General features: G+C 74.9%; 17 protein-coding genes. 9 read left to right on the plus strand and 8 right to left on the minus strand.

Translation table 11 applies throughout. The features are described from left to right. Positions 1-96: 96 nt before the first annotated feature. Both AB0C99_RS30420 and AB0C99_RS30425 read right to left on the minus strand, forming a co-directional pair. Positions 97-600: a DinB family protein gene (locus tag AB0C99_RS30420; protein WP_362481851.1), complete on the minus strand. Its 504-nt coding sequence runs from the start codon at positions 598-600 to the stop codon at positions 97-99. A gap of 16 nt (positions 601-616) precedes the next feature. Then, complete coding sequence (locus AB0C99_RS30425) at positions 617-1,339, minus strand: helix-turn-helix domain-containing protein (RefSeq protein ID WP_362481854.1); 723 nt, start codon at positions 1,337-1,339, stop codon at positions 617-619. A gap of 197 nt (positions 1,340-1,536) precedes the next feature. Here AB0C99_RS30425 and AB0C99_RS30430 point away from each other — a divergent pair, with 197 nt between their 5' ends. Continuing rightward, positions 1,537-2,727: a cytochrome P450 gene (locus tag AB0C99_RS30430; protein WP_362481856.1), complete on the plus strand. Its 1,191-nt coding sequence runs from the start codon at positions 1,537-1,539 to the stop codon at positions 2,725-2,727. Positions 2,728-2,779: 52 nt separating this feature from the next. Next, positions 2,780-3,478: a HutD family protein gene (locus AB0C99_RS30435; protein ID WP_362481859.1), complete on the plus strand. Its 699-nt coding sequence runs from the start codon at positions 2,780-2,782 to the stop codon at positions 3,476-3,478. A gap of 7 nt (positions 3,479-3,485) precedes the next feature. Here AB0C99_RS30435 and AB0C99_RS30440 read toward each other — a convergent pair whose 3' ends face one another. Then, on the minus strand, positions 3,486-4,469 hold the full coding sequence (locus tag AB0C99_RS30440; protein WP_362481862.1) for a hypothetical protein: 984 nt from the start codon (positions 4,467-4,469) through the stop codon (positions 3,486-3,488). A 98-nt stretch (positions 4,470-4,567) separates the two neighbouring features. On the opposite strand from AB0C99_RS30440, the gene AB0C99_RS30445 reads away from it, so the two are divergent. Together AB0C99_RS30445 and AB0C99_RS30450 are read left to right on the plus strand one after the other, a co-directional pair. Next, positions 4,568-4,867, plus strand: a complete 300-nt coding sequence (locus tag AB0C99_RS30445) for a hypothetical protein (RefSeq protein WP_362481865.1) — start codon at positions 4,568-4,570, stop codon at positions 4,865-4,867. Positions 4,868-5,068: 201 nt separating this feature from the next. Beyond that, entirely contained in the window at positions 5,069-6,964 is a 1,896-nt protein-coding gene (locus AB0C99_RS30450) for a DUF11 domain-containing protein (protein ID WP_362481866.1), read from the plus strand. Here AB0C99_RS30450 and AB0C99_RS30455 read toward each other — a convergent pair. Beyond that, positions 6,928-7,449 (minus strand): EF-hand domain-containing protein, encoded by a 522-nt coding sequence (locus AB0C99_RS30455; RefSeq protein ID WP_362481869.1) that lies wholly within the window; start codon positions 7,447-7,449, stop codon positions 6,928-6,930. The two genes, AB0C99_RS30450 and AB0C99_RS30455, sit on opposite strands and share 37 nt — an antisense overlap. 160 nt (positions 7,450-7,609) lie before the next feature. Here AB0C99_RS30455 and AB0C99_RS30460 point away from each other — a divergent pair, with 160 nt between their 5' ends. Further along, positions 7,610-8,467 (plus strand): isocitrate lyase/phosphoenolpyruvate mutase family protein, encoded by an 858-nt coding sequence (locus AB0C99_RS30460; RefSeq protein ID WP_362481872.1) that lies wholly within the window; start codon positions 7,610-7,612, stop codon positions 8,465-8,467. 123 nt (positions 8,468-8,590) lie between these two features. Next, complete coding sequence (locus AB0C99_RS30465) at positions 8,591-8,779, plus strand: hypothetical protein (protein ID WP_362481875.1); 189 nt, start codon at positions 8,591-8,593, stop codon at positions 8,777-8,779. A 13-nt stretch (positions 8,780-8,792) separates the two neighbouring features. On the opposite strand, the gene AB0C99_RS30470 is transcribed toward AB0C99_RS30465, so the two are convergent. After that, a complete protein-coding gene (locus tag AB0C99_RS30470; RefSeq protein WP_362481877.1) occupies positions 8,793-10,244 on the minus strand; it encodes a hypothetical protein in 1,452 nt (483 codons plus the stop codon). A 67-nt stretch (positions 10,245-10,311) separates the two neighbouring features. Continuing rightward, positions 10,312-15,135 carry an AAA family ATPase gene (locus tag AB0C99_RS30475; RefSeq protein ID WP_362481880.1) on the minus strand — a complete coding sequence of 1,608 codons (4,824 nt, stop codon included), beginning with the start codon at positions 15,133-15,135 and terminating at the stop codon, positions 10,312-10,314. Between the two features lie 104 nt (positions 15,136-15,239). Here AB0C99_RS30475 and AB0C99_RS30480 point away from each other — a divergent pair, with 104 nt between their 5' ends. Next, positions 15,240-16,238, plus strand: coding sequence for a translation initiation factor 2 (locus AB0C99_RS30480; protein ID WP_362481883.1), 999 nt, complete (start codon positions 15,240-15,242; stop codon positions 16,236-16,238). Between the two features lie 84 nt (positions 16,239-16,322). Here the strand turns inward: AB0C99_RS30480 and AB0C99_RS30485 are convergent, their stop codons facing one another. Both AB0C99_RS30485 and AB0C99_RS30490 read right to left on the minus strand, forming a co-directional pair. Beyond that, positions 16,323-18,074: a hypothetical protein gene (locus AB0C99_RS30485; RefSeq protein ID WP_362481885.1), complete on the minus strand. Its 1,752-nt coding sequence runs from the start codon at positions 18,072-18,074 to the stop codon at positions 16,323-16,325. A 74-nt stretch (positions 18,075-18,148) separates the two neighbouring features. After that, the gene (locus tag AB0C99_RS30490; protein WP_362481888.1) at positions 18,149-20,272 is read right to left on the minus strand and encodes a fructose-specific PTS transporter subunit EIIC; all 2,124 of its coding nucleotides are present in this window, start codon (positions 20,270-20,272) and stop codon (positions 18,149-18,151) included. Positions 20,273-20,604: 332 nt separating this feature from the next. Here AB0C99_RS30490 and AB0C99_RS30495 point away from each other — a divergent pair, with 332 nt between their 5' ends. Together AB0C99_RS30495 and AB0C99_RS30500 are read left to right on the plus strand one after the other, a co-directional pair. Continuing rightward, complete coding sequence (locus tag AB0C99_RS30495; RefSeq protein ID WP_362481890.1) at positions 20,605-21,618, plus strand: LacI family DNA-binding transcriptional regulator; 1,014 nt, start codon at positions 20,605-20,607, stop codon at positions 21,616-21,618. A gap of 267 nt (positions 21,619-21,885) precedes the next feature. Next, entirely contained in the window at positions 21,886-24,159 is a 2,274-nt protein-coding gene (locus tag AB0C99_RS30500; protein ID WP_362481893.1) for a choice-of-anchor A family protein, read from the plus strand. The last annotated feature ends 47 nt before the right edge of the window (positions 24,160-24,206 follow it).

The raw sequence follows: 24,206 nt of genomic DNA on the forward strand, positions 1-24,206 counted from the left end.
GTCCGTCGGGGTCGGCGGCGGTGTCGTGGTGGCTCCGCCGCTGGACGCGCCGTTGGCGACCCCGCCCCGCCCCGGCCGGCTCCGCCCCCGCCCGCCTCAGGTGAGGGTCAGCCAGCGGCGCCCGTCGATGAGTTCGCGGGCCGCGTCGAGGTGACCGGCGTGGCACGCGGTCTCCGTGACGACGTGCAGCAGGACGTCCCGCAGGCTGTGCAGATGGGGCTCGCCGAACAGCTCGACGGGCCACCAGGCCGGAGCGGCGTCCCCCGGCGTACCGGCGACGATGGCGTCGGCCAGCTCCGCCTCCCGCCGGTACAGCTCCAACACCTCGGCGGCCGGCACCTCCGGCGCCACCCGCCACGCCTCGTCCCCGTCCGGCAGCCCCCGGATCACCTCCGCGTCCCCTGCGACGACCGCGCGGAACCAGAACCGCTCCACGTCCAGCGCGAGATGCCGGACCAGGCCGAGGCAGTGCCAGCCCGAGGGCAGCACGGGCCGCCGCAGCTCCTCGTCGCCCAGTCCGTCGAGGATGCCGAGCACATGGCGCCGCTGGGCCCGGAGGGCGCCGAGCAGCGCCGGGATCTCTCCCCGCGTATCCGTCATGATCCCCATCCTCCGTTCACGAGAGGAGCGTGCGCCAGCGGTCGGCCGAAACCAGCATCTCCCGCACGACCTGCTGGAGGTACGTGCCCGCCCGCGCCAGGCGCAGGGCCGCGGGGCGGCCGGGCCCGAGCCGTTCCGCCGCGGCGATCGACGCCTCGGCGACCTCCAGCGTCTGGCGGGCGCTGATGACGACCGACTGGTACCAGGCGTCCTCGTCGACGACGTACACGTCACGCCGCCGCTGCGGATCGCGCTCGCGCCGGACGTAGCCGTTCTCGGCGAGGAACCTGACGGCGACGGAGACGGACGCCGGACTCACCCGCAGGCGGCGCGTGAGCTCGGCCGCGGTGCGCCTGCCGTCGTCCGACATCAGCAGGTCCACGTGCACGCGCGCGATCATCCGAGGCATCCCGGACCGGACGGCCAGTTCGATGATCTCGGCCTCGATCTCCGACTCGACATCCGCCTCGGCCTCCGTCTCCGTACCGGTCCCCGCCCCGGTCGTGGCCCCCGTCATGCCGGCGCCGCCGTACGGGCGCGGGGGCGCGGGGACGCTCCGCCGGGCCCGCTGCGCCGTCACCTGCTGCGCCTGCTGCGGCCGGTACGCGCCGGGGCCGCCGTTCCGCGTCACCTCGCGGCTGATCGTGGACGTCGGGCGGCCGAGCCGCCGCGCGATCTCGGCGTACGAGAGCCTGCCCGCCAGACCGGCCGCGATCCGGTGGCGCTCCTGCTGGGTCAACCGTCCTCCTGGCATCGTGCCAGTATTGCCTTCGCTCGATGTCATTGCAACGCCCCATTGCGTTCGACCGCAGCGTCATTGCATCAATTTAGCTGCACTGAGCTGCACTTACGTACTTCATTGATTGCTCGGTATGTGAATGCAACGTAGCTTTTGGAGAGCACCGAACACGTCATGTCGCGAGATGAGGAATGGCCATGAGCGAGTCCGTCCACACCGTCCCGCCGCTTCCGGCGGAGCGCCCGGCCGGCTGTCCCTTCGACCCGCCCGCCGAGCTCACCGACGCCCGCGCGCACGGACCGATCAGCCGGTACGTCCACCCCGGCGGCAAGCCCGGCTGGATGATCACCGGCCACGAGCTGACCCGGGCGGTCCTCGCCGACCCGAGGTTCAGCTCCCGCAAGGAGCTCCTCAACGTCGTCGACTTCGAGATACCCCCGGCCCCGCCCGGCGAGTTCCTCCTCACCGACGAACCCCAGCACAGCCGCTACCGCAAGCCGCTGGTCGGGCGGTTCACGGCCCGCCGGATGCGGCTGCTGACCGAGCGCATCGAGCAGATCACCGAGGAATGCCTGGACGTGATGGAGCGCATGGGCCCGCCCGCGGACCTCGTCACCGCCTTCGCCAAGCCGATCCCGACGCAGATCATCTGCGAGCTGCTGGGTGTGCCGTACGAGGAGCGCGGCTCCTTCCAGGAGCAGGTCGACCTGTTCATGGGCGGCGCCACGAGCGACGAGGAGCTGATCGCCGCCTACACCGCCACCCAGGAGTACCTGGCCCGGCTCGTCGCCGCCAAGCGCGCGCACCCCACCGACGACGTGCTCAGCGAGCTCACCGAGGGCGACTTCAGCGACGAGGAGCTGAAGGGCATGAGCCTGGTCCTGCTGGCCGCCGGGTTCGACACCACCGCCAACATGCTGTCCCTCGGCACCTTCGCCCTCTTCCAGAACCCGGACCAGCTGGCCGCGCTGCGCGCCGACCCCGCGCTCGCCGACCGGGCCGTCGAAGAGCTGCTCCGCTACCTGACCGTCGCCAAGACCTTCATGCGGACCGCCCTGGTGGACGTCGAGCTCGCGGGCCAGACCATCGAGGCGGGCACGACGGTCGTCCTCTCCTACCAGGCGGCCAACCGCGACCCCGAGCGCTACCCGGACCCGCACCGGCTCGACCTGGCGCGCGAGGCGGGCGGCCACGTGGCCTTCGGCCACGGCGCGCACCTGTGCCTGGGCGCTCAGCTGGCCCGCATCGAGATGCGCGTCGCGTTCACCGCGCTGCTCCACCGCTTCCCGACCCTGCGGCTGGCCGTACCGGCGGAGGAGGTCGTGCTGCGCCCGGAGGCGGCGGACATCCACGGGGTGAAGAGCCTGCCGGTCACCTGGGACGTGTGACGGCGGCCGTCTGCGATCATTCGTCGCTGATCCGCCATCGCCGGGAGCCCGCATGAACGACACCGACCGCACAGACCGTACCGACCGCACCGATCGCACCGACCGTGCACCCCGCCACCACGGTGCCCCGACCCGCTTCGACGTCGAGGCCCTGGCGGCCGGGCGGTGGCGGAACGGCGGCGGGGCGACGCGCGAGATCGTGGCGCGCCCGGCGGGCGGCGAGGAGTTCGGGTGGCGGGCGAGCGTCGCGGACATCGACGCGGACGGGCCGTTCTCGGCCTTTCCCGGAGTCGACCGCACGCTCACGCTGCTGGCGGGCGACGGCGTACGGCTGTGCGCCCCGGGGGAGTTCGACCGGCTGATCGCGGTCGCGGGCGAACCGTTCGCGTTCTCCGGCGACCTCGCGCTCGACGCCCGCCTGCCCGGCGGGCCCTGCCGTGTGCTGAACGTCATGGCCCGGCGGGGCCGTTGGGCGGCGCGGGTGGCACGGATCACGGCCATGGCCGAGCCGTCCCCGGGACATGGGGGCCTGTTGTACGTGCTGAGCGGCACCTGGCGGACGGACCCGGGGGCCGGTGCGGGGGTTCTGACGTCAGGTCAGGGCGTGTGGTGGGACGGGGCGGAGCCGGACGCGGGTACGGACATGGATACGGATACGGATACGGGTGCGGGGACGGGCGGCGGTACCACGTTCGTCCCGCTCTCGCCCGACGCGGCGGCCCTGTGGGCGGACATCGCGCCGGCCGACTGAGTCACCGTCAGGAGAGCACCCACTCGGGGGGATGCCCGGGGTCGGCCGGGCAGACGAAGACGTGCAGGTCATGGTCGCGGCCGAAGCGCAGCCCGGTGGGCTGGAGGACGGCGCGGCGGGTCTCCAGCCGCGCCGCGTGCTCGCGGTCCTCGGCCGGGAGCCAGGTGTGCGCGGGGGAGTTGGTCTCGTGGCCGTCGGCGGTCAGCAGGAGCCGCATCGGAGTCGCGCACGCTTCGCACACGACGTGCAGTGGCCCCGTGGACGCCCAGGTCGGGTGGCCGCCGACCCGCCAGCCGGGCGGGATGGAGAGGTCGTACTGGTAGCCGACGGTGTCCGGGCCGTGGGCGGCTGTCTGAGCGTCGTCCCACGCGTCGATGCGGGCCATGAGCGGGGCGGGCAGCGTGTCGCGCTCGGCCCACGGATAGGAGTCGACCTCCTCCGGGTGCAGGACGCACGGCACGGGCAGCTCGTCCGGCCATGGCAGCAGGGGGACCTCCGGCGGCGCCGTGGCCGCCCGGAAGCCGCCCGCCCGCTCGGTCTCGTCCACGCGCCGCCACCGCAGCAGCCAGGGCTGCGCCCCTTGCGGGTCATGGCTCAAGGGGCAGTGGAAGAGCTGCACCAGATCCGTGCCGCCGGGCCCGGCCGCAAGACCGGGCACGTCCCGGCGGAAGAACTGGGCCAGCCCGATGAACGGCACGGCCTCAAGCGCGCCGTCCCCGGCTGCGCGCGTCCGCTCCTTGGGCCGCTCGCCGGAGGCGCGGGCACGGCGGATCTCCTCGGGCGCGTACCCCTCCGTCACGGGCGCGTGCGGCCCCTCGCAGACGGGCCACGGCTCCTCGTCCGGCCAGAGCATCGGCCCGCCGACGTGACTGTCCCGCATCCCCGGCCGCCCCGGCCGGGGATGGAGCCGGGTCGTCCGGGCCCGGTAGGGCGCGAGCTCGGGGAACAGGCTCTCCACGGGGAAGGGCCGGCCGGGAGTGGTCTTGGTCATCCACCGACTGTAACCATGCGCACTGACACCCCAGCGAACGTGGGGAGATCCGCTTGTAGGGCGGAGCCGGGACATGAGGGAGGCGCCAGGATGAGGACATGTCAGAAGATTCGCTGACGTCTGGTCAGATCCAGACGGTCCAGCGGCTCGCCGCGACCGCCGCCGAGGCGGTACGGGCCGAGCGCGCGGTCCTCGTCCGCTGCCACTCCGGCCACAACCGCTCCGGACTCGTCGTCGCCCAGACGCTCGTCGAGCTCGGCTGGACGCCGACGGCGGCCGTCGAAGCGGTCCGGGCGGGGCGGTCGCAGGCGGCTCTGAACAACGAGGTGTTCGTGGACTACGTGACCACGGGACTCGACATCGCCCGACTCCTCGTCGATCTGGACGCGCCGGCCTGACGCACCAACCGGATACACCGGCCGGATGCATCGACCTGACGCGCCGACCTGACGTGCCGAGCCGACACACGGACCTGACGGATCAACAGAAACCCACACACCCCACCGCGTCCGCACCCGGGCGAGCCCCAGTCCCTCGTTGAGGTGACATCACCGGCGGGTGCGGCGGGTACGGCGGGCGCGCGGGTACCCGATGGCTCGATGCGCTGCTCCCATGACTCCGAACGCCGCGGGCGTCCGGCGGCCCGCCCACCGCGCCGCCGCCCGCCCCGCCTGACGGTCCGCACCGTGCTGGCGGCCCTCGTCCTCACCGCACTGTCCGTGTCCGGCTTCTCGGCGCCGCTCGCCCGGGCGGCGGACGTGCCGTTCGACCTGCGCTGGTCGCAGAACCTGCACGGCGGCGTGAGCCGGGCCTCCAACACCACGACCACGTGCTCCAAGGGCCGGTACAGCGACAGTTGCCCGGACGTGCAGGCGGGCACGCCGTCGGAGAACTACCGCTTCTGGATGACCTTCATCGACGCCGACGGCGACCCGTCGACCTTCGACTCCAGCCGGGCCGACCTGAAGATCCCCGCCGGGGCCACCGTGACGTACGCGCGCCTGTACTGGGGCGGTCTGCTGCGGGCGAGCCAGGACAACCCCGACCTGCCGCCGGGCAACCGCCTCGCCCCCGACGCCGCCGCCAAGAACAAGGTCAAGCTGAAGGTCCCGGGCCGCGCCGCCTACCGCACCGTGACCGCCGCGCCGCGCGACGTCGACGAGACGACCACGAGCAGCCTCCCCGTCTACCAGGCGTCCGCCGACGTCACCGCCCTGGTCGCGGCGGGCGGCGCCGGCCCCTACTGGGTCGCCGACGTCCAGGGCGCCCGGGGCGACGGCGGCACCAACTGCAACGGCTGGACGCTCGTCGTCGCGTACGAGGACGACGCCTCCCCGCTCCGCAACGTCGCCGTGTTCGACGGGCTCGTCAACGAGGGCGCCTCCGACCCGCCCGTGACCATCCGGCTCTCTGGCTACCAGACCCCGCCCAGGGGCCGGGTGCACGCGCAGGTCGGCATCGTCGCGTACGAGGGCGACGTCACCGCCGACGGCGACGGCGCCTCCGTCACCTCCGGCGCGGGCCCCGCCGTCCGTATCGGCAACGCGACCAATCCGCCGGACGACCTCTTCAACTCCAGCATCACCACGCTGGGCGCGCAGGACCTCGCCCGGCGGCCCGCGTACATCAACACCCTCGGATACGACTCCGACGTCTTCGACATCAGCAGCGCCGTCCACAACGGCGACACCTCCATGGGCATCGAGCTCAACACCCACGGGGACGCCTACCTGCCCGGCGTCGTCTTCACCCAGATCGACCTGTACGCGGCCCATCTCGACGTGGACAAGACGGTGAAGGGCCCGTCGCCCGCCCGCCCGGGAGACATCCTGGAGTACACCGTCCGCGTCACCGACACCGGCCCGGTCGGCGCCGCCTCGGTGATCCTGGAGGACGTGGTCCCGCCGCACAGCGCGTACGTGCCCGGCAGCCTGCGGGTCGACGGGAAGCCGCCCGCCGCCGGTACGGCGACCGTGACCGGCGGCCGGATCACCGCCCGCCTCGGCACCGGCGCCACCGCCACCGCGGGTGGCGCCCTCGCCCCCGGGCAGAGCGCACGGGTGACGTTCAAGGTGACCGTCGCGAACTCGGCGGCGGGCCGGACCGTGGACAACGCCGCCACGGTCGGCTACGCGTCGCGGAACCTGCCGAGCCACGCCCTGACCGACACCTCGAACACGGTCAGGACCCCCGTCGTCGTCCGGGACCCCACCAAGCCCCCCGGCACCGGGACGCCGAAGCCCCCGACGAGCCCGCCCCCGACGCACACCCCCACCCACACGCCCACCCCGACGCCGTCGCACACCGGGGCGGCCTCCCCGCCGGTGCCCCCGCCGCACCACCCGGGCGGCCCCGGCCCCGGCCACCTCGCCGACAGCGGCGCGCCCTGGGCCGCGCCGCTGACCGTCGCCGCCGTGCTTCTGGCGGGGGCCGGAGCCCTGGCCCTCACCCGCAGGCGTCAGCCGGGGGACAGCTCCCGCTCGCCGGGCCGGTAGGCGTCGGCCATCGGGGAGGAGCCGGTGGTGAGGAAGTCGTGGATCGCGGCCAGGTAGTCGGCCCGGTCCACGGCTCCGTCGCCGTCCGAGTCCAGGACGGCGAAGGCGGCGGCGGCACCGTCCGCGCTGTTCCCGGTCGCCGCGCGGAGCCGGGTGAACTCCCCGGCGTCCAGCCGCCCGTCGCCGTCCAGGTCGGCGAGGTCGAAGAGGGAGCCGAGCGCGGGGCGGCAGGAGTCCTCGAAGGCGTCGTGCCCGGCCCAGTCGCGGTACTCGGCGAAGGTCACCCCGCCGTCCCCGTCGCCGTCCATCTGCCGGAACACCTCCTCGTGCGCCGCGCGCGCCACCGCGACCAGCGGGTCCCGCGCGTCGCGCCCGCAGGCCGTGGCAGCGCGGTCGACCCGGGCGAGGTACTCGTCGTGGGTGATCACCCCGTCGCCGTCCGCGTCGAGCATCGCGAAGATACGGCGCTTCGCCTCGTCCGACATGTCGTCACCTTTCCTCGTACCGGTGCTGTGCCGGTGTCGATCAAGCCTTTCGGACCTCCTAACGCGCGGCTGGGGCTGGGGTGTCGGGAGCCGGGTGTCGGACCCGGCGGGTAGCGTCGAGGGCGCGCGACGATCGTCGGCGAGCGGAACGGAGAGGCGCATGGCGGGCGGGACGGACGGGACGGGCACGGCGGACGGGGTGGACGGGGTGGGCCGGGCGGGCCAGGCGGAGAAGGGCGCCGTGCTGCGGCGGCTGCACGAGCGGGGCGTGTTCGTCGTAGCCAACGCCTGGGACGCCGAGTCGGCGGCGATGCTGACGGGCCTCGGGTTCCCGGCGCTGGCGACGACCAGCGGCGGGCTGGCCCTGGCGTTGGGGCGGCCGGACGCGGGCAACCTGATCAGCCGCGCCGAGGCCCTCGCCAACGCGGCGGCCATCGCCGAGGCGACCACGCTGCCCGTCACGGCGGACCTGGAGAGCGGCTACGGCGCGACGCCCGACGACGTGGCCGAGACGATCCGGCTCGCGGCGGCGGTCGGCCTGGCGGGCGGCTCGATCGAGGACGCGACCGGGGATCCGGCGGCGCCGGTCCGCCCGCTCGGCGAGGCGGTCGAGCGGGTCGAGGCGGCGGTGGCCGCGGCGCGGGCGCTGCCGTTCCCGTTCGTGATCACCGCCCGCGCGGAGAACCACCTGTACGGCCGGGACGACCTCGCGGACACCATCGCCCGGCTCCAGGCGTTCGAGGCGGCGGGCGCCGACGTGCTCTACGCGCCGGGCCTCCCGGGCGCCGCGGAGATCCGCTCCGTGTGCGCGGCGGTCGGCCGGCCGGTGAACGTGCTCGCGGGCCGCGCGGTCGGCAGCGTCGCGGAACTGGCCGCGCTCGGCGCCCGCCGCGTGAGCCTCGGCTCCTCCCTGGCCAGGGCCGAGGCCCGGACACCCGGCGCGGGCCGTACGGCGGCCGAGGAGGTGGCGACGGCCGGGACCTTCGGCTTCCTGGCGGCCCCGCCGGCCTCCGCGTAGCTCATTTGCGTCCCGTACCATCCCCTTCATAGCCATTCATATGTTCATGGCCGTATTCGTAGCCGCAGCCGTACTCGTAGTCATTCGTGGCCGCGGTGCACCGGGAAAACAGGAGAAGTGATCGTGAAGCTGGGACAGGCGTGCGTCTCCCTCGTCGTGGGGGCGACCCTGCTCGCTCTGTCCCTGGCCGACAGCCTGCCGTCCCCCTACTCGATCTTCGCCGTCCTCGTCGGCTCCGGCCTGATCGTCGACGGCGTGCGCAAGGTCATCGAGCTCCGCCGCCTCCAGCAGTCCGAGCGGCCCCAGTCCTAGCTCCTCTGCCCGCTCACAGCTCCGCGACCGTCACCACCTCGTGGCAGACGCCGTACGGGCGGTCCGCCTCCACCCGTAGCACCCAGGTCCCGGCGGGCGCCGTCAGCTCGGCGGTCAGGCCGCCCGTGCCGTCCGGCAGCAGCGGCACCGCTTCCGGTGCGGCGGCAGGGTCGCCGGCGGGCGGGGCGAGGCAGGCGCGCAGGGTTCGCTCGGTGACCGTCGAGCCCGTCGCCCGGATCGTGAACGGGACGCCCGCGGCCGCGAGTTCCGGCACCTGGAGGCCGAACGCGGTGTCCCCGTCCAGCATCAGCCGGGCGGGCCGGCCGCGCCGGACGGCGCCGAGCTGGTGCCGCAGGGACTCGGCGCCGGCCATGCCGGAGTGCCGCTCGCCGTTCCACAGCGCGTCGTCCTCCCGCTCCAGCGTCCACGCGGCCAGGGCCGACCCGGCGGGCACGGTGCCGTCGCCGCTCCAGTCCCCGTCGTTGTCCAGCCGGGTCGTGAACTCCAGCGTCCCGTCGGCGCGGACCACGACCCCGTGCTCGGTGGGGTGCGCCCGGCCGGCGAAGCAGTGCACCCGGTACGGCGGCGCGGCGCGGCCCGCCTGGTTCCGCTCCCACGCCTCGTCGATGTCCCGGTGGAACGCGAACGCCTCCGCCACCAGCTCCGTCGGCAGGTCCGGCACGGGCACCCGGGTCAGCAGCCGCCGCCTGTCGCCGTCCTCGCGGAGCACCGCCTCGTACCGGGGCAGGAGCTGGGCGACCGACGGGAACGAGCGGGCGAGCCCGGCCAGCCGCTCGTTGACCGACAGGGCCCGTTCGAACGCCCGGGTGACGGTGTGGCCCGGCTCCAGGGCGTGACCGGTCAGGACCCGGACCGCCTTGGCCGCGCCCCGGAACGGGGTGCCCAGGGTCACCAGCGCGCGGGTGTGGTCGCGCCCGCCCAGGCACTCCAGGTAGTACCGGGCGACGAGCCCGCCCATGGAGTGGCACATGAGGATCAGCTTCGGAGGGTCGTCATGGGCCTCCGGGTAGACGCCGGGGGCGAGTTCCCGCCACTCGGCCAGCGCCGTCTCGACCCGGTCGCGCAGCCGCCGCGCCGTGAGCCGGTTCGACAGGCGCCAGTCGTACGGGAACGCCATGTACTGCCGGGGATGCGGCTCGCGCCGCGCACCGCCGCCGCCGGGCCCGGTCAGGCCGAGGGCCGCCCGGACATCGGGATAGCCCATGCTGGCGACGAAGCCGGGCAGCGCCTCCGGGCTCTTCAGCAGCCGGTCGGAGCCCAGGGCCCAGGGCTCCTCGGGCGCCTCGTCGCCGATGCCCGGCGGCAGCGTCAGGCCCTCCAGCGCCCGCCCCGGCCTGCGCAGCCCGAGCAGCGCCTGGAGCGACTGGTTCCAGACGTCCTTGCCGTCGCGCGTCAGCCGCGTGCCGAGGATGCCCGGTACGAAGACGACCAGGTCATGGTCCATGTGAGGGTTCTCCGCTCTCTTCCGTCCCCGGCGGGCCCCGCCCGCCTGCCGTCGCCCCGGCCCGGAGTCACCCGCGCCCCAGCGCGGCGGCCAGCCGGTCCTGGGGAATCCGCAACTGGTCGCAGCGGTCCCGGCCCTGCACGAACAGCGTCAGCCCGTGCCGCGACCCGTACGCGGCGCCCGCCGCCCGCACCTCCACGCCCCGGTGGGGGACCGCCAGTTCGCCGAGCGTGGCGTTCCCCGCCACGTCCCGCACGGTGACGGTCCCGGTCCCGCCGAACGCCAGCAGCAGGGGCCGCCGGGCCGCCCCGGCGAACGCGAGCGCGGTGGGCGGGCCGTGCGGGGCGGCGCAGCGGCGGACCGTCCACCCGTCGTCGTACTCGGCCAGCCGCAGCGCCCCCGCCTCGGCCCAGGTCAGCAGCGGCACCCGTACCCCGCCGTCGTCGCGACTGGTCAGCGCGACCCCGACGCGCTGGTCGGGCGCGGCGGCCAGGACCGCGACCCGGTCGAAGCCGCTCGCGGTGCCCTCCCACAGGGCCAGCGAGTCGCCGCGGTCCGCCATGACCCAGGTCAGCCCGTCCGCCGTGTGCGCGGCCAGGTGGCACACCTTCACGTCGGCGGCCACGATCGCGGGCCGCGCCGTCCACGTCCCGTCCTCCCGCGCGTACGGGAGCACCCGCCCGCCGTCCGGGACGAACAGCAGGCAGCCGCCCCCGGCAGCCGGTACGAGAGCGAGCCCGGGGACCACGTCGTTGACGTCCCCCGCCAGCTCGAACGACTCCTCCTCGGCCCACTCCGCGAGGTCCTCGGACAGCCGCCACACCCGGACGCGGCGCCCCGCGGCGGCGGCCACCAGCCACGCCCCGTCCCGCCACAGCGCGGCCACCGCCGTGACCCGCGACCCCCGCGAGAAGGAGAGCCCCGGACCCGTCCGGCCGCGCAACGCGGAGTGCACGCCGATCAGCACCCGTGCGCCGGTGGCCCGCGCCAGCAGCACCGACCCGCCGGGCGAGGCCGCCACGCCCGACTGCGGCCAGGACTCACCGTCCGCCGACCCCGGGTCCGGATCCGGGCCGGCCGCCGCCCCGGTGTCGACCACCCGGACCTCGTCGCCGTCCCCGACCGCAAGCCGCCCGCTGCCCGCCGGATCGAACGCGAGCCCGCTGCCCGGCGCGGAGAGGCGCAGGACGGCTTCCGTTCGGTACGCGGGGTCTGGCCGGTCCGCTCGGCCCGTGCGGTCCGCCGGGTCTGGCCGGCACGCCGGGGCCGCCGGGTCTGGCCGGTCCGGCCGGGCCGCAGGGTCCGCCAGGACTGGCGGGTGCGTCCGGTCCGCAGGATCCGCCGGGTCTGGCTGGTCCGTGCGCTCCGCCGCGTGTACGGGGGCGGGGACGGGGACGCCCGCGCCGGACGCCGGGCCCGCCGCCCGCTCGGGGAGCCGGAGCACCCGGACCCGACCGCCCTCGTTCAGGGCGAGCAGCGGCAAGGCGCCCCGTCTGCCGAGGGCGATCTGCCGCGCGGACGACTCGACGCGGGCCACGCGGTCGATCGCCGGGTCCCCGTGCCCCGGTGCCGACACCCGCCAGACGGTGACCGCGTCCCGGTCCTCGCCCGCCTCGGCCACCGCCAGCAGACCGTGCCCGGCGTCCTCGGCGAGCGCCGCGGCGGCGAGGTGGCGCACCCCCGGCCCGCCGGGTATCTCGTGCCGGGCGCGCACCAGGGGCCGGTCGCCGTAGCGCTTCACGTGCAGTTCGTGCAGGGTCAGCGTGCCGGACGCGGTCAGCAGGAAGCAGCGGTCCCGCAGGGCCAGCAGCGCCACCCGGTCGGCGCGCACGGGCAGCACGTCATGGCGTACGTCCCCGGCGCCGCCCGCACCGCCCGAGGCGACCGCCCACCGCCACGCCCACACCCGGTGCCCGTCCGCCGCCACGATCTGCACCCCGTCGCCGCAGACGGCGGCGTCCAGCGCGCCGACCGTGCCGTCCCAGCCGTACGTGCGGCGCGGCAGCCGCTCGTCGCCCCACCACAGGTGCAGCGAGCGGCCGTCGTGCGAGGCGGTGATCCGCCGCCCCCGCAGCGAGGTCTCGCGGACGGCGGCGAACAGCGCGTCCCGCTCCGGGTCCCCGGGCGCCCGCCGGGTGTGGACGTACGCGCCGGTGTCGGCGCGGCGGCCGACTATCTCCCCGCGCCCGGCGAGGGAGAGCAGCCCCGACCGGCTCCAGTCCAGGGCCAGCGCGCCGCCGAGCGGGGCGGGCAGCGTCAGCTCGGCGGGCCGGGGGACCGCGTCCGTCCACACCTCCCGCCACGCCCGTTCCGCGAACCCCGGCAGCCGGTCGAGCGCCTCGTGGAGGTCCCGGTGGCCGGCGAACGCCTCGGCGGCGAGCACCGCCCGGCGCGGCCCGTGCTCCTGATGGGCCCGGAACGCGGGCCCCAGCCGCTGGTAGAGCGCGGCGCCCTCGCCGTCGGCGGCCGGGTGCCGGGTCAGCGGCAGCAGCACGTCCGGGTCCGTCCGTATCAGGAACTCGGGGTCCAGGAACAGCTGCGACAGCGGGTGCGGCTCGTCGGGCGGCCCGTCCGCCTGCCCGTCCGCGCCCGCCGGGACCTGGGCGGCGTGCGCCCCGAGATAGGCCAGCGCGTAGGGGTGCGCCCGCTCCCAGTCGCCCGCCGGGCGGTGCAGGGCTTCGAAGACGCGACGGTGCGCCGCCCCCTCCGTCAGGCGGGCCCGCTCCAGGAGCGCCGGGCCGTAACCGGCGTGGTCGAGGCGGTGCAGCGGGGGCAGGCCGAGCCGGTGTTCCACGGTGATCAGTACGCCCTTGAGCCGGTGCAGCATCGTGTCGAGCAGGACGCGCGGGATCTCCGGGGTACGCCTGCGGCGCAGCGTGTTGGCCAGGACGAGCCAGAGCTCCGGGTCGTCCAGGCCGGGACCCTGGACCACGGCGAGCGGCAGCAGCAGCTCGGCGCACCGGTCGCGGTCCCCCGGGTCGAGCACGTCCAGCTCCTCGGCCATCCGCGCCCGCAGCTCGCCGCCCCCGCGCTGGACGAACAGGTCGAGCGCGGCGGCCGGCAGCGGGGCGGGCTGCCGGGCCAGCGCGCGCGCCGCGAGGCGGGCGACGAGGAAGCGGCGCCCGCAGCGCCGCGCCACCAGCCCGGCGGCCTCCAGGCGCGCCGTCTCCTGGTCCGGTCCGGCGTACGGGGAGCCTGGGGTGTCGGCGAGGAGGGCGGCCACCAGGGCGGCGATGTCCCGCTCGGTGTCCCGGTCGCGGTCCAGGTCGAGGACGGGCGAGGAGCTGTCCAGGGCGTCGACCAGAGACTCGGACGCCCCGCCGTCGACGGTCCTGCGGGGGTGGGCGCGGGTGCCGACGACGACCTTGACGCCGGGGCGGCGGGAGAGCGGGTTCAGCAGGCGGCGGGCTATCTCGTGGGCCTGCCCCGGCATCGCCTCGTCGAGGCCGTCCACGAGCAGGGTGACCCCGCCGGCGCGCGGGACGAGCGCGCCGATCCGCTCGACGGCGTCCCGCGCGGTGACGCCCGATTCGTTCGGCGGCTCGGCGCCCGGCGGGGCGGGAGCGCCTGGTGGGGCGAGAGGGTCCGGCAGGGCGGAAGCACCCAACGGCGCCAGCGCGCGCAGCAGCGTCAAGGAGAGCGAGTTCAGGGACTGGCCGTGGCAGGAGACCGCCGCGTGGACCGAGCCGGGCCGGGGCACGGTCTGCGGGGGCGGCGCCGGGTCCAGGGCCCGGACGTGGCGGGGCACCGACAGCAGGGCCAGCCGCGCGAGGAGCGCCGTCTTGCCGGTGCCCGCCGGGCCGGTGACCACCACCATGCCCCGGCTCTGCGAGGCGGTCCACGTCACCAGCCGGCTGAGCGGGCGCACCCGGCCGGAGAACTGGCCCGGCAGCAGCCCGTCGTTCACCGGCCCGAACTGAGCCGGTGTCAGCCAGGGTTCGTGGTCGGGCGGCAGGGCGGCGGTGCGGTAGACGGCGTCGGTGGAGTCGTAGTGCGGGTTGTGCAGGAACCGGCGGCTGAGGGAGTGGACCTCCACGTACGCGGGCCGCAGCGCCGCGTCCTCGTACCCGGCGGCGACGGCCCGCCGGTCGATCGCCTCCAGCAGGTCCGGCACCAGGAGGAAGGGCGCGGTCGGCTCGAACGGGCGGACAGTGCCGTCGAGTTCGAGGCTCCGGTCGGCGAGGGTGTCCTGGAGCCAGTCCACCCACAGGCTCTCCGCCACCGGCCGGTCGGCGCCCGCGGTGGCGAGGAACACGAGCCCGTCGCGGGCGAAGGCGCCGGGCCGGGCGCCGTCCCGGCCGGTGGCCCCGGCGCCGTCCCCGCGCGCGGCCCCGCCCCCGTCCCGGCCGACCCGTCGGGACGGGCCCCCGCCCGCCTCCCGGCCCGCCCGCCGGTACCGCCGCAGCGCCGCGGACAGCCAGTCGGCCTCGTCGAGGGTCTGCTGCGACTCGCAGGCGTCGATGACGACCAGCAGCTCCGAGCCGCGCACCTGGGACAGGCGGTCCAGGAGCCGGGTGAACGGCATGGCCCGGGTGGCGACGGGATGCGGCCGTCCGGGCTCGTAACTGCCGCGGCAGGCCAGGACGTACCCGTCCTCCTCCGTGGCGTGCCCGTGGCCGGTCCAGTAGAGGATCTTCCGCTCCGCGTCGGCGGCGACGAACCGCCGCAGCCCCTCGTCCACCCGCTCCAGCGTGCCGTCGCCCTCCAGCGCCTCGGCGCGCGCGAAGCCGAGCCCGTCGCACAGGGCCAGGAAACGCGAGCGGGCGCGCAGGACGTGCCTGCGGTCGCGCAGCCCGCCGCGCTCGCCGTACTCCGCGATGGCGACCGTGCCGACCAGTCCGGTCGACCGGAGCGCGTCCCGTCTGATCTCGACATCGACATCGACAGCCAAGCCCGTATTCCCTCCCCCCGCCTATACTGATCGACCGGCGTGACGCGTGTCACGGATTTCCCGAACGGCGTTTCGCGAAAGGCGGGTTGAGGACCTCCATGGGCATGGACAGATTCACCGTGGTCGGCCGGCAGACCGACTGCCATGTCTTCGAAGGGGACGGGACCAGCCCGATCGCCGAGGAGAACATGCGCGTGAAGTACGTGCCGACGCGGGTGGAGCTGCCCGACGAGGTCGCCGGGTGGCGGCGCGAGATCGAGGCGGAGGAGGCCCGCAAGGAGGCCGCGGGCGAACCGTACCGCTGGAACAACCCGCGGTTCGCCGTGCGCCGCCTGGTCGTCTCCCGCACCCACACGGCGGAGATCCCCGTCGCCACGCTCACCCTGTGCGACGCCGACTACTACGACTTCCTCGCCACCTCGCTCAACCTCGGCCGCGAGCAGCGCAACGGCCTGACCCTCCGTCAGCAGTACCTGGAGGGGAAGGACCTGCTGGAGGTCCAGGCGTTCATGTTCTGCAGCTTCGGGGTCAACATCGCGGTCGAGACCGGCAAGGACCGCAAGATGCTGTTCTCGCGCCGCAGTTCGCGGGTGGCGGGGCCGAACACCTCGAAGTGGAACTCCTCCGCCAACGAAGGGCTCGCCCGCAACCACGACCTCTCCTCCGACGGGCGCGTCAGCCTGCACGCCGCCGCGCGCCGGGCCCTGCGCGAGGAGCTGGCCGTCCTCGCCTCCGACGAGGTGGACCTCGAACTCCTCGGCTTCGGCTTCGACGTGCGCAACAACCAGTGGGCGGGCTTCTTCCGCGCCGTCCTCACCGACCTGTCCGAGGAGGACCTGCGGCTGCGCTGGAGCCGGGGCGTCGCCGACAAGTGGGAGCACGAGGCGCACGCCTTCGTCGACGCGAGCCCCGAGGGCGTCCTGCGCTTCATCCGCGACGAGCCCGAGGAGTCCTGGACCCCCTGCGCCCCCGCCCTCTTCTACCTCGCCCTGGTCCGCGGGGCCGTCCGCGCCGCCGGCGACCCCGACGCGCGGTACGAGGTGGAGGCGGTCGAGCGCCGCGTCCTGGCGGAGCTCGACGGGGACGGGGACGCCGTTTTCTAGGTATGGCGGCTCGGCACGTCGCTCGGCCCGGGGAGGGACCGGTGGTACTCCGGTGGCCCCTCCCCGGGCCGTCACCCCATTGACTCAGCTGTTCGTCGTGGCCTCCCGGTGGCTCTCGGGCGCCCGGACCACCAGCGACTTCACGACCTTGACCGGAGCGTCGCCCACCGCGCGCAGGCGGTACGCGCCCGTCGCCGCGGGGACGGTCAGGGTCTCGAAGCGGGCCAGCGGGTGCGTGCCGTGCGCGGACTCGATCAGGACGCCGTCGCCCTCCACCACGTTGAGGATGTGGAACGCCCCCGCGGTGTCGTCGACGGCGGTCGCGGCGGCGTCGAGCTCGACGCGCCGAACCTCGTAGAACATCTCCGGCAGCGCGCCCACGACCACCTCGCGCCAGCCCTCCCCGCCGCGCAGCACGGCCGGCCGCTGGACCAGGTCGCGGGCGACCGCGTCGCCCCTGCGGCCGGTGTCGAGGTTGGCGAAGGCGTGCTCGTACGCCAGGGGCCGCGGGTTGCCCTCCGCGTCCATGCGCTGCCAGTCGTAGAAGCGCAGGGAGTAGAGGTACGGGGTCGCGCTGACCTCCAGGACCACGTTCCCGGCGCCGCTGGCGTGCGGGGTCCCGGCCGGGATCATGAAGAGCCGGCCCTGCTCGGCGTCGAAGGCGTTGACGTGCGCGGCCACGTCCATCTCGGCCCCCCGCGTGGACGCCTCCACGTCCGCGCGGAAGGCGGCCGGGTCGAACTCCTCGCGCAGCCCCAGGTACACCTGCGAGCCCTCGCGGACCGCCGTCATGTAGTACGTCTCGTGCTGGGTGTACGGGTAGCCGAAGCGCGCCCGCATGTAGGCGTCCTTCGGGTGCAGGTGGAGGGAGAGGTTCCCGCCGTCCGCGGTGTCCAGGTAGTCGAAGCGGATGGGGAACGACGTACCGAACCAGCCGTGCACGTCGGCCCCGAGGAACCGCTCCGGGTGCAGCACGGGCAGCAGCTGGAACGGGACCTCGACCTGCGCGCCCGCGTCCTCGCCGAGCAGCACGCCGCTCTCGGGCGCCATCAGCTCGTACCCGAGCGCGGTGTTGCCGGCCTGCGGCGTGAAACCGAGCTCGTCCCGGCCCCAGGTGCCGCCCCAGGGAGTCGAGTTGAAGTACGGGCGCGTGCGCACCGGCGCTCCGGCCAGCTCGGCCAGCGTGGCGCGCAGCGTGCTCCCGTCCAGCCACGCGGGGCCCTCGGGCGACTGGGTGTCGATCCACCGCTCCACGCGCGGGGCGAGGGCGTCGCGGTGGCGGTCGATCATGGGCCAGTCGACGTGGAACAGGCGCCGGAAGTCGCGGCCCACCGTGTCCGCGCGGCCCAGCAGCGCGCCCCGGCGCTCGGTGTGGGCCCGCTCGGCGTAGCGCTTGGGCAGGTCGGCGTACCAGAGGACGTCGTGCCGCGCCTCGGCGGCGCCCGGCCCGACCACCAGGGTCACGCAGTCGCTGCCGCCCTCGACGGCCAGCGCGCTGTCGAACAGGTCGGACAGCGGGTTGTCCGCGAGCGGCAGGTAGAACGGGTCGTCGGCGCCCGGCCCGGACGCCGTGCGCTCCACGATCTTCTCCCAGGGCGCGTACAGGCGCCGTACGTCGACGACGCGGACGGCCGCCCCGCGCGCGGCCAGCGCCCGCCGGACCTCCTTGGCGAGCAGGTCCCAGTCCAGGACGGCGGGCCCGTCGACGGCGACGGTCACGCCGCGCGTCGGCAGCGGGGCGACGAGGCCGTCCCAGCCGGTGCCGACGGCGCCGCCGGAGGGGCGGTAGCGGGGCTCGCGGTCGTAGGTGAGCTCGGGGGTGTGGCGGCCGGTCATGGATGCGCTCCGGGGAGGGGTGGGGGTGAGGGAGGGGGCAGGGGAGTTCGGGCCTGTGGGCCGGGGGGAGGGGGTCATGCCACGTCCTCCAGTACGGTCAGGGTCCGGTCCCGCGTCTTCGCGGCGGCGAGCAGGGTGCGGAAGTCCGGATCGGCCAGCTTGCGGGCGAGGGCGGCCAGCAGCCGCAGGTGCTCGTCCCCGGCCATCCGCTCCGGGACGGCGATCATGAAGAGGTCGCGTACGGGGACGTCGTCGGGCGCGCCCCAGTCGATGCCGGTCTCGCTGCGGGCGTAGCCCACGACCGGCCGGACGACGGCGTCGGTCTTGGCGTGCGGGATCGCGATGCCGTCGCCGAGCGCCGTGGTGCTCAGCTCCTCGCGCCGCTCGGCGGCCCGGACCAGGGCGGCCGGGTCGGTGACGCGGCCGGAGCGGCCGAGGAGGTCGGCGAGTTCGCGGAGCGCGGCGGACTTGTCCCGGGCGGCGAGCGCGGTCGTGACGGTGTCGCAGGTCATCGCACCGCCGAGCACGGAACGGGGCTCCGGCGCGGAGGGAGAGGCGGGGGAGGACGGGGGCGCGGCGGGCGTGGTGGGCGTGGGCTTGTGCAGGGACATGGCCCCGGCCCCGGCTCCGGCCCCGGCCCCGGCGGGAACCCCGGCCAGTGCCATCCCTGCAGGCGCAGGCGCAGGCGCAGGCGCGGTCGCGGCCGACCCGGTCGTGCCCGCGAGGAACGCCTCCGCCTCCGCGCGGCCCGCGGCGCGCCGGTCGCTGAGCTCCAGCAGCGTGACGGCGGTGACCGCGGTGACGACGGTGCCGGTCGCGGCGGCGAGGAAGAAGAGCGGGACGCCGCCGATGGCGCCCATGAGGGCGACGATCGGGCCGCCGTGCGGCACCGAGCCGGTGACGGCGAAGGCGCCGCCGAGACCGCAGGCGACCGCGCTGCCGAGCATGTTGGCCGGGATGACCTGCGCGGGCCGGGCCGCGGCGAACGGGATGGCGCCCTCCGCGATGCCGAAGAAGCCCATGAACATCGCGGCGAGCCCGGCCTCGCGCTGTTGCTCGTCGAAGAGCCGGCGGCGCATCAGCGTGGCGAGGCCCATGCCGCAGGCGGGGACGCAGGCGCCGGCCGCGAACATGCCCATCACGTACAGGTTGTTCTCGGCGATCATGCCGGTGGCGAAGAGGAACGCCGTCTTGTTGACGGGGCCGCCCATGTCGAAGGCGAGCATCAGCCCGATCACCACGCCGAGCAGCGCGGCGCTGCCGCCCGTGAGGCCGGAGAGGAAGGAGGTGAGGGCGCCGAAGACCCCGGCGATGGGCTTGCCGAGCACGTAGATGAAGAACAGGCCGAGCGTCGTGGTCGCCACGATGGGGATCACGATGATGGGCATGATCGGCTGGGCGAACTTCGGGACCTTGACCTTCTTGATGGCGAGGACGAGGTAACCCGCGAGGAAGCCGGTGACGATGGCGCCGATGAAGCCGGCACCGGACTCGGAGTCGTACAGCGCGCCGGTGTTGGCGATCCAGCCGCCGATCATGCCCGGGACGAGCGCGGGCCGGTCGGCGATGGCGTACGCGATGTAGCCGGACAGGATGGGCACCATCAGCTGGAAGCCGATGAAACCGATGTCGAAGACGTGCTTCCACGGCGAGCCGTCGGGGATGACGAGGCCGCCGTCGGCCTGCGGGTTGCCGCCCGCGGCGAGCGAGACGGCGATCAGCAGACCGCCCACGACGACGAACGGGATCATGTAACTGACGCCGTTCATCAGGGCCTTGTAGACGACGCTCCGCTCGCGCCCGCCGCCGCCGGGCGGCCCGGCGGTGGACTCCGCCGGGTTGTGGACGGGGGCCTTCCGGGTCCGCTCCATGAGCTCCAGGGGGCGGTGGATGCCGTCGGCGACGGAGGCGCTGACGATGCGCTTGCCGCCGAAGCGGGCGAGGTCGATGTCCTTGTCGGCGGCGATGATCACACCGTCGGCGGCGGCGATGTCGGCGGCGGTCAGGACGTTCTCGGCGCCGATCGAGCCCTGCGTCTCGACCTTGATGGTGTGGCCGGCCGCTTCGGCGGCCTGCTGCAGTTTCTCGGCCGCCATGTAGGTGTGCGCGATGCCGGTGGGACAGGCGGTGATCGCGACGAGCCGGAGCCCGGGGGCGGGGGCCGTGCTGTCGGTCGGGGAGACCTGGGGAGAAGGCATTCGGATCTCGATTCCTCATCCTCGCCTCATTGCGAGTTATCGATAACATAGGGCGGCGGGGACGAGCCGGAGGCGAGGCGAAAGTCCTTACCCGCACGGCCGCTCGGCCCCTTTGCGGGGGCGGAAGGAACCCCGGAGGCCCGGGGCGCGGCCGGAACGCTCCGGGCCCTCGCGAATGCGCCGATACTGGTCACGGCAGGACGAGCGGGACACGTGTCGTCGGACGCGGGCAAGGACACGGGTCATGACGCGGGCCAGGACGCGGGTCATGACGCGGGTCATGACCCGCGTCGGGCACGGCTCAGGACACGGGACGGGAGCAGGACGGCGCGATGACACCGCGGAGCAAGAACGGCAAGCCCACGATGCGCGATGTCGCGGCACGGGCGGGGGTGTCGAGCATGACCGTCTCCCGGGTGCTCCGGGACGACCCGCGGATCAGCGAGAGCACGCGGCGGGACGTGCTGGGCGCCGTCGCCGCGCTCGGCTACCGCATCAACGAGAACGCCCGCGCGCTGCGCCTCGGCCAGGGCACGCGGCTGGTGGCGCTCATGGTCACCAACCTCGCCAACCCCTTCTACTCCCGGCTCGCCCTCGGCGTCGAGTCGGAGCTGGAGCGGCAGGGCCTGTTCACCGTCGTCGCCAACACCGCCGACAGCGAGACCAAGGAGCGGGCGCTCACCACCGACTTCGTGGGCCGGCGCGTCGAGGGGCTGATCGTCGTCCCCGCCGGCGAGGACCACACGCACCTGCGCGCCGAGCACACCGCGGGCACCCCCGCCGTCCTCGTCGCCCGGCCGCCGGTCGGTCACGGGGCCGACTGCGTCCTCGTCGACGACTTCGGCGGCGGCCGGGCCCTCGCCGGCCGCCTCCTCGACGAAGGGCACCGCCGGATCGCCTTCCTCGGCAACGCCGAGGCCGTCTACACCACCGCCGAGCGCCTACGGGGCTTCCTCGCCGCCCACGACGAAGCGGGCCTGCGCCACGACCCGGCCCTCGTACGGCACGGCGGGACGGACCCCGCCGAGGCGCTCGGGGCCGCCGCCGAACTGCTCGCGACCGGGCCGACGGCCGTCGTCACCGCAAACAACCGCAACACACTGGCCGTCCTGCGCGCCGCCAAGGCGTCCGGCGCGCGGGTCGCGGTGGCGGGCTTCGACGACGTCGACACGGCGGACCTGCTGGACGCCCCGCTCACCGTGGCCGCCTACGACGCCCAGGAGGTGGGCCGCCGCGCGGCGCGGATGCTCCTGGAACGCCTCGACACCCAGGCGTCCCCGCCCGCGCCGCGCACGTCGGTGGTCCCGGTGGAGATCCGTACGTACGAGGGCGCGGCGCGCGGGTGAGCACCCGGGGGCACGCTGGGGGAGCGCTCGGGGGCACGGCGGGTGCGCTCCCGGAGGCACCGCCGCCGGACGACGGCCGCCGCCGGGTGACCGGCTCCGCCGCACGGTGGCCTCCGGCAGGTGTCGGCCCTCGACAGCCGCCGCCCCCGCCCCGATACTCCTTTCGGCGGTCCCGCTTCACGCCTCTCGGTGAGCCGTCGCCCTGAGCGGCCCAACCCCGGGCCGTGCGAATGGTGGAGCGGTACCGGGGGCCGAAGACTCCGGCCCATGAGACTTCACACCTCGCGGCGCCGCCGGCGCCCACCGGGCCCCCGGAAGCGGGCGCTCTCGGCCGGGCTCTCCTGCGCCGTCACCCTCGCGGCCGTCCCGGCCCTGGTCCTGGGCCCGGGCGGCTCGGCCGCGTTCGCGGCGCCCCTGCCGGGCGGGCTCGGGCCCTGCGTCCCGGGGAGCTGCCCCGACCCGTACCCGCAGGTCGGCAACGGGCCGCTCGCGGGCCGCGACGCGGGCATCAACATCTTCGTCGGGAACGACTTCCTCGTCCGCGGCCGGGCGGCCGAGGCCGAGGGCCGGGTCGTGGTCCTGAACGACTTCGACCAGAACAAGGAGTCCACCGCAGGCGGCCTCTACAACCTCGGTATCGTCGGCGTCGGCTCCCGGGTCGTGCCGCCGAGGGACGCGGACTTCCTCACCACCGGCGGCGACGTCACGATCGCCTCCGGCCAGCGCCTGGAGACGACCGGCGGCCTCCCCGCCGAGACGGGCACCGTGCGCCACGCGGGCACGGTCACCGGGAACGTCACCGGCACCCTCGTCCAGGACGCGAACGCCGCCACCCCGTACGTGGGCCTCCGCGACCAGCTCACCACCGCGAGCCGCTGCTACGCGCGCGTCGACGGGAAGCCCCGGACGCCGACCGGCACCGCGGTCAACCAGAACTTCCAGACCCTCTTCACGGGCGACGGCACCTCCGCCCTCCAGGTCTTCAACGTCGACTTCGACATCGCCTCCACCAGCGGCGGCCAGCAGGGCGTCGTCTTCGCCGGGATCCCCGCCGGAGCGACGATCCTGGTCAACCTCCTCGGCGCCAACCGTGTCATCAACACGTACAGCGGCGCCCTCACCGACTCCCTGGACCCGCTGAACGCCTATCGCGACCGCCTGCTCTGGAACTTCCCCGACGCCACCACCGTCGGCCTCAACGGCACCGGCCAGTTCCAGGGCAGCTTCCTCATGGGCGAGCAGTCCTCCATGACGACCGTGACCCTGCCCGGCGTCAACGGGCGCTTCTTCACCACGGGCTCCGTCACTCACACCAGCTCCGCCACCGGAGGCGGCGGCCAGGAGTTCCACGCGTACCCCTTCAACGGCGACCTGCCCGACTGCGGCACGACGCCCCCGCCGGTCACGGGCGCGGTGAAGGTGGTGAAGACGGACGCGGAGTCGGGTGCGGTGCTGCCGGGTGCGACGTTCCGTCTGTGGGAGGAGACGAACGGTGTGGCGGGCCTCCAGACGGGTGGCGCGCAGCCGGACACGCAGGTGGGCACGCCGTGCGTGACCGGCGCTGACGGCGTCTGCTCGCGGACCGTGGAGACCGGTACGTACTACTGGGAGGAGACGGCCGCGCCGACCGGTTACGACCTGCCCTCTCCGGCCGTCTTCGGCCCGCTGGTCCTGACGGCGGAGAACGCGAGCGCCGGAGTCTCCGTCGCCGCCGAGAACACCGCCACGCCCGTCCCGCCGAAGACGGGCGCGGTGAAGGTGGTGAAGACGGACGCGGAGTCGGGTGCGGTGCTGCCGGGTGCGACGTTCCGTCTGTGGGAGGAGACGAACGGTGTGGCGGGCCTCCAGACGGGTGGCGCGCAGCCGGACACGCAGGTGGGCACGCCGTGCGTGACCGGCGCTGACGGCGTCTGCTCGCGGACCGTGGAGACCGGCACGTACTACTGGCAGGAGACAGCCGCCCCCGACGGCTACGAACTCCCCTCCCCGGCCGTCTTCGGCCCGCTGGTCCTGACGGACGAGAACGCCAGCGCCGGAGTCTCCGTCACCGCGCCCAACCGGAAGTCCCCGGTCCCGCAGGACAAGGGCAAGGTGACGCTCCTCAAGACCGACGCCGACACGAAGGACCCGTTGCGCGGCGCGAGCTTCGAGCTGTGGGAGGAGACGAACGGGCGCGCGGGCCTGCAGGCGACCGGAGCCGACCCGGACACCCGCGTCGGAACGGCGTGCACGACCAGCGCGGCCGGCCTGTGCTCCTTCGACAACCTGGAGAACGGCACGTACTACCTCCGTGAGACCGCCGTGCCCGACGGCTACGTGCTGCCCGCCGACCCCGTCACGGGCCCGTACGTCGTCGACGCCCAGCACACGGTCGTCGTCGCGCGACTGGACAACAGCCGCGAGCAGAACCCCTGCGAGCCGACCGGCTACGGGGACGAGGGCCACGGCGACGGCGGTTACGGGGACGGGGGGTACGGCGACCCCGGCTACGGCGGCTGCGCCACGCACACCACCCGCTCCGGCCACGCCAAGAAGACGTGACCTGAGCCGCCGCTGACACCCGTGCCCGCCACCTCCCCTGGTGGCGG

It is taken from the genome of Streptomyces sp. NPDC048659, assembly GCF_040650575.1.
Classification (GTDB): Bacteria; Actinomycetota; Actinomycetes; order Streptomycetales; family Streptomycetaceae; genus Streptomyces.

What these genes read in the sequence shown, in the direction of transcription:
- AB0C99_RS30435 (WP_362481859.1), top strand. Translation starts at nt 2,780, where the DNA reads ATGAACGACACCGACCGCACAGACCGTACCGACCGCACCGATCGCACC.
- AB0C99_RS30495 (WP_362481890.1), top strand. Translation starts at nt 20,605, where the DNA reads ATGACACCGCGGAGCAAGAACGGCAAGCCCACGATGCGCGATGTCGCG.
- AB0C99_RS30440 (WP_362481862.1), bottom strand. Translation starts at nt 4,469, where the DNA reads ATGACCAAGACCACTCCCGGCCGGCCCTTCCCCGTGGAGAGCCTGTTC.
- AB0C99_RS30470 (WP_362481877.1), bottom strand. Translation starts at nt 10,244, where the DNA reads ATGGACCATGACCTGGTCGTCTTCGTACCGGGCATCCTCGGCACGCGG.
- AB0C99_RS30500 (WP_362481893.1), top strand. Translation starts at nt 21,886, where the DNA reads ATGAGACTTCACACCTCGCGGCGCCGCCGGCGCCCACCGGGCCCCCGG.
- AB0C99_RS30455 (WP_362481869.1), bottom strand. Translation starts at nt 7,449, where the DNA reads ATGTCGGACGAGGCGAAGCGCCGTATCTTCGCGATGCTCGACGCGGAC.
- AB0C99_RS30485 (WP_362481885.1), bottom strand. Translation starts at nt 18,074, where the DNA reads ATGACCGGCCGCCACACCCCCGAGCTCACCTACGACCGCGAGCCCCGC.
- AB0C99_RS30490 (WP_362481888.1), bottom strand. Translation starts at nt 20,272, where the DNA reads ATGCCTTCTCCCCAGGTCTCCCCGACCGACAGCACGGCCCCCGCCCCC.
- AB0C99_RS30445 (WP_362481865.1), top strand. Translation starts at nt 4,568, where the DNA reads ATGTCAGAAGATTCGCTGACGTCTGGTCAGATCCAGACGGTCCAGCGG.
- AB0C99_RS30430 (WP_362481856.1), top strand. Translation starts at nt 1,537, where the DNA reads ATGAGCGAGTCCGTCCACACCGTCCCGCCGCTTCCGGCGGAGCGCCCG.
- AB0C99_RS30450 (WP_362481866.1), top strand. Translation starts at nt 5,069, where the DNA reads ATGCGCTGCTCCCATGACTCCGAACGCCGCGGGCGTCCGGCGGCCCGC.
- AB0C99_RS30420 (WP_362481851.1), bottom strand. Translation starts at nt 600, where the DNA reads ATGACGGATACGCGGGGAGAGATCCCGGCGCTGCTCGGCGCCCTCCGG.
- AB0C99_RS30460 (WP_362481872.1), top strand. Translation starts at nt 7,610, where the DNA reads ATGGCGGGCGGGACGGACGGGACGGGCACGGCGGACGGGGTGGACGGG.
- AB0C99_RS30480 (WP_362481883.1), top strand. Translation starts at nt 15,240, where the DNA reads ATGGACAGATTCACCGTGGTCGGCCGGCAGACCGACTGCCATGTCTTC.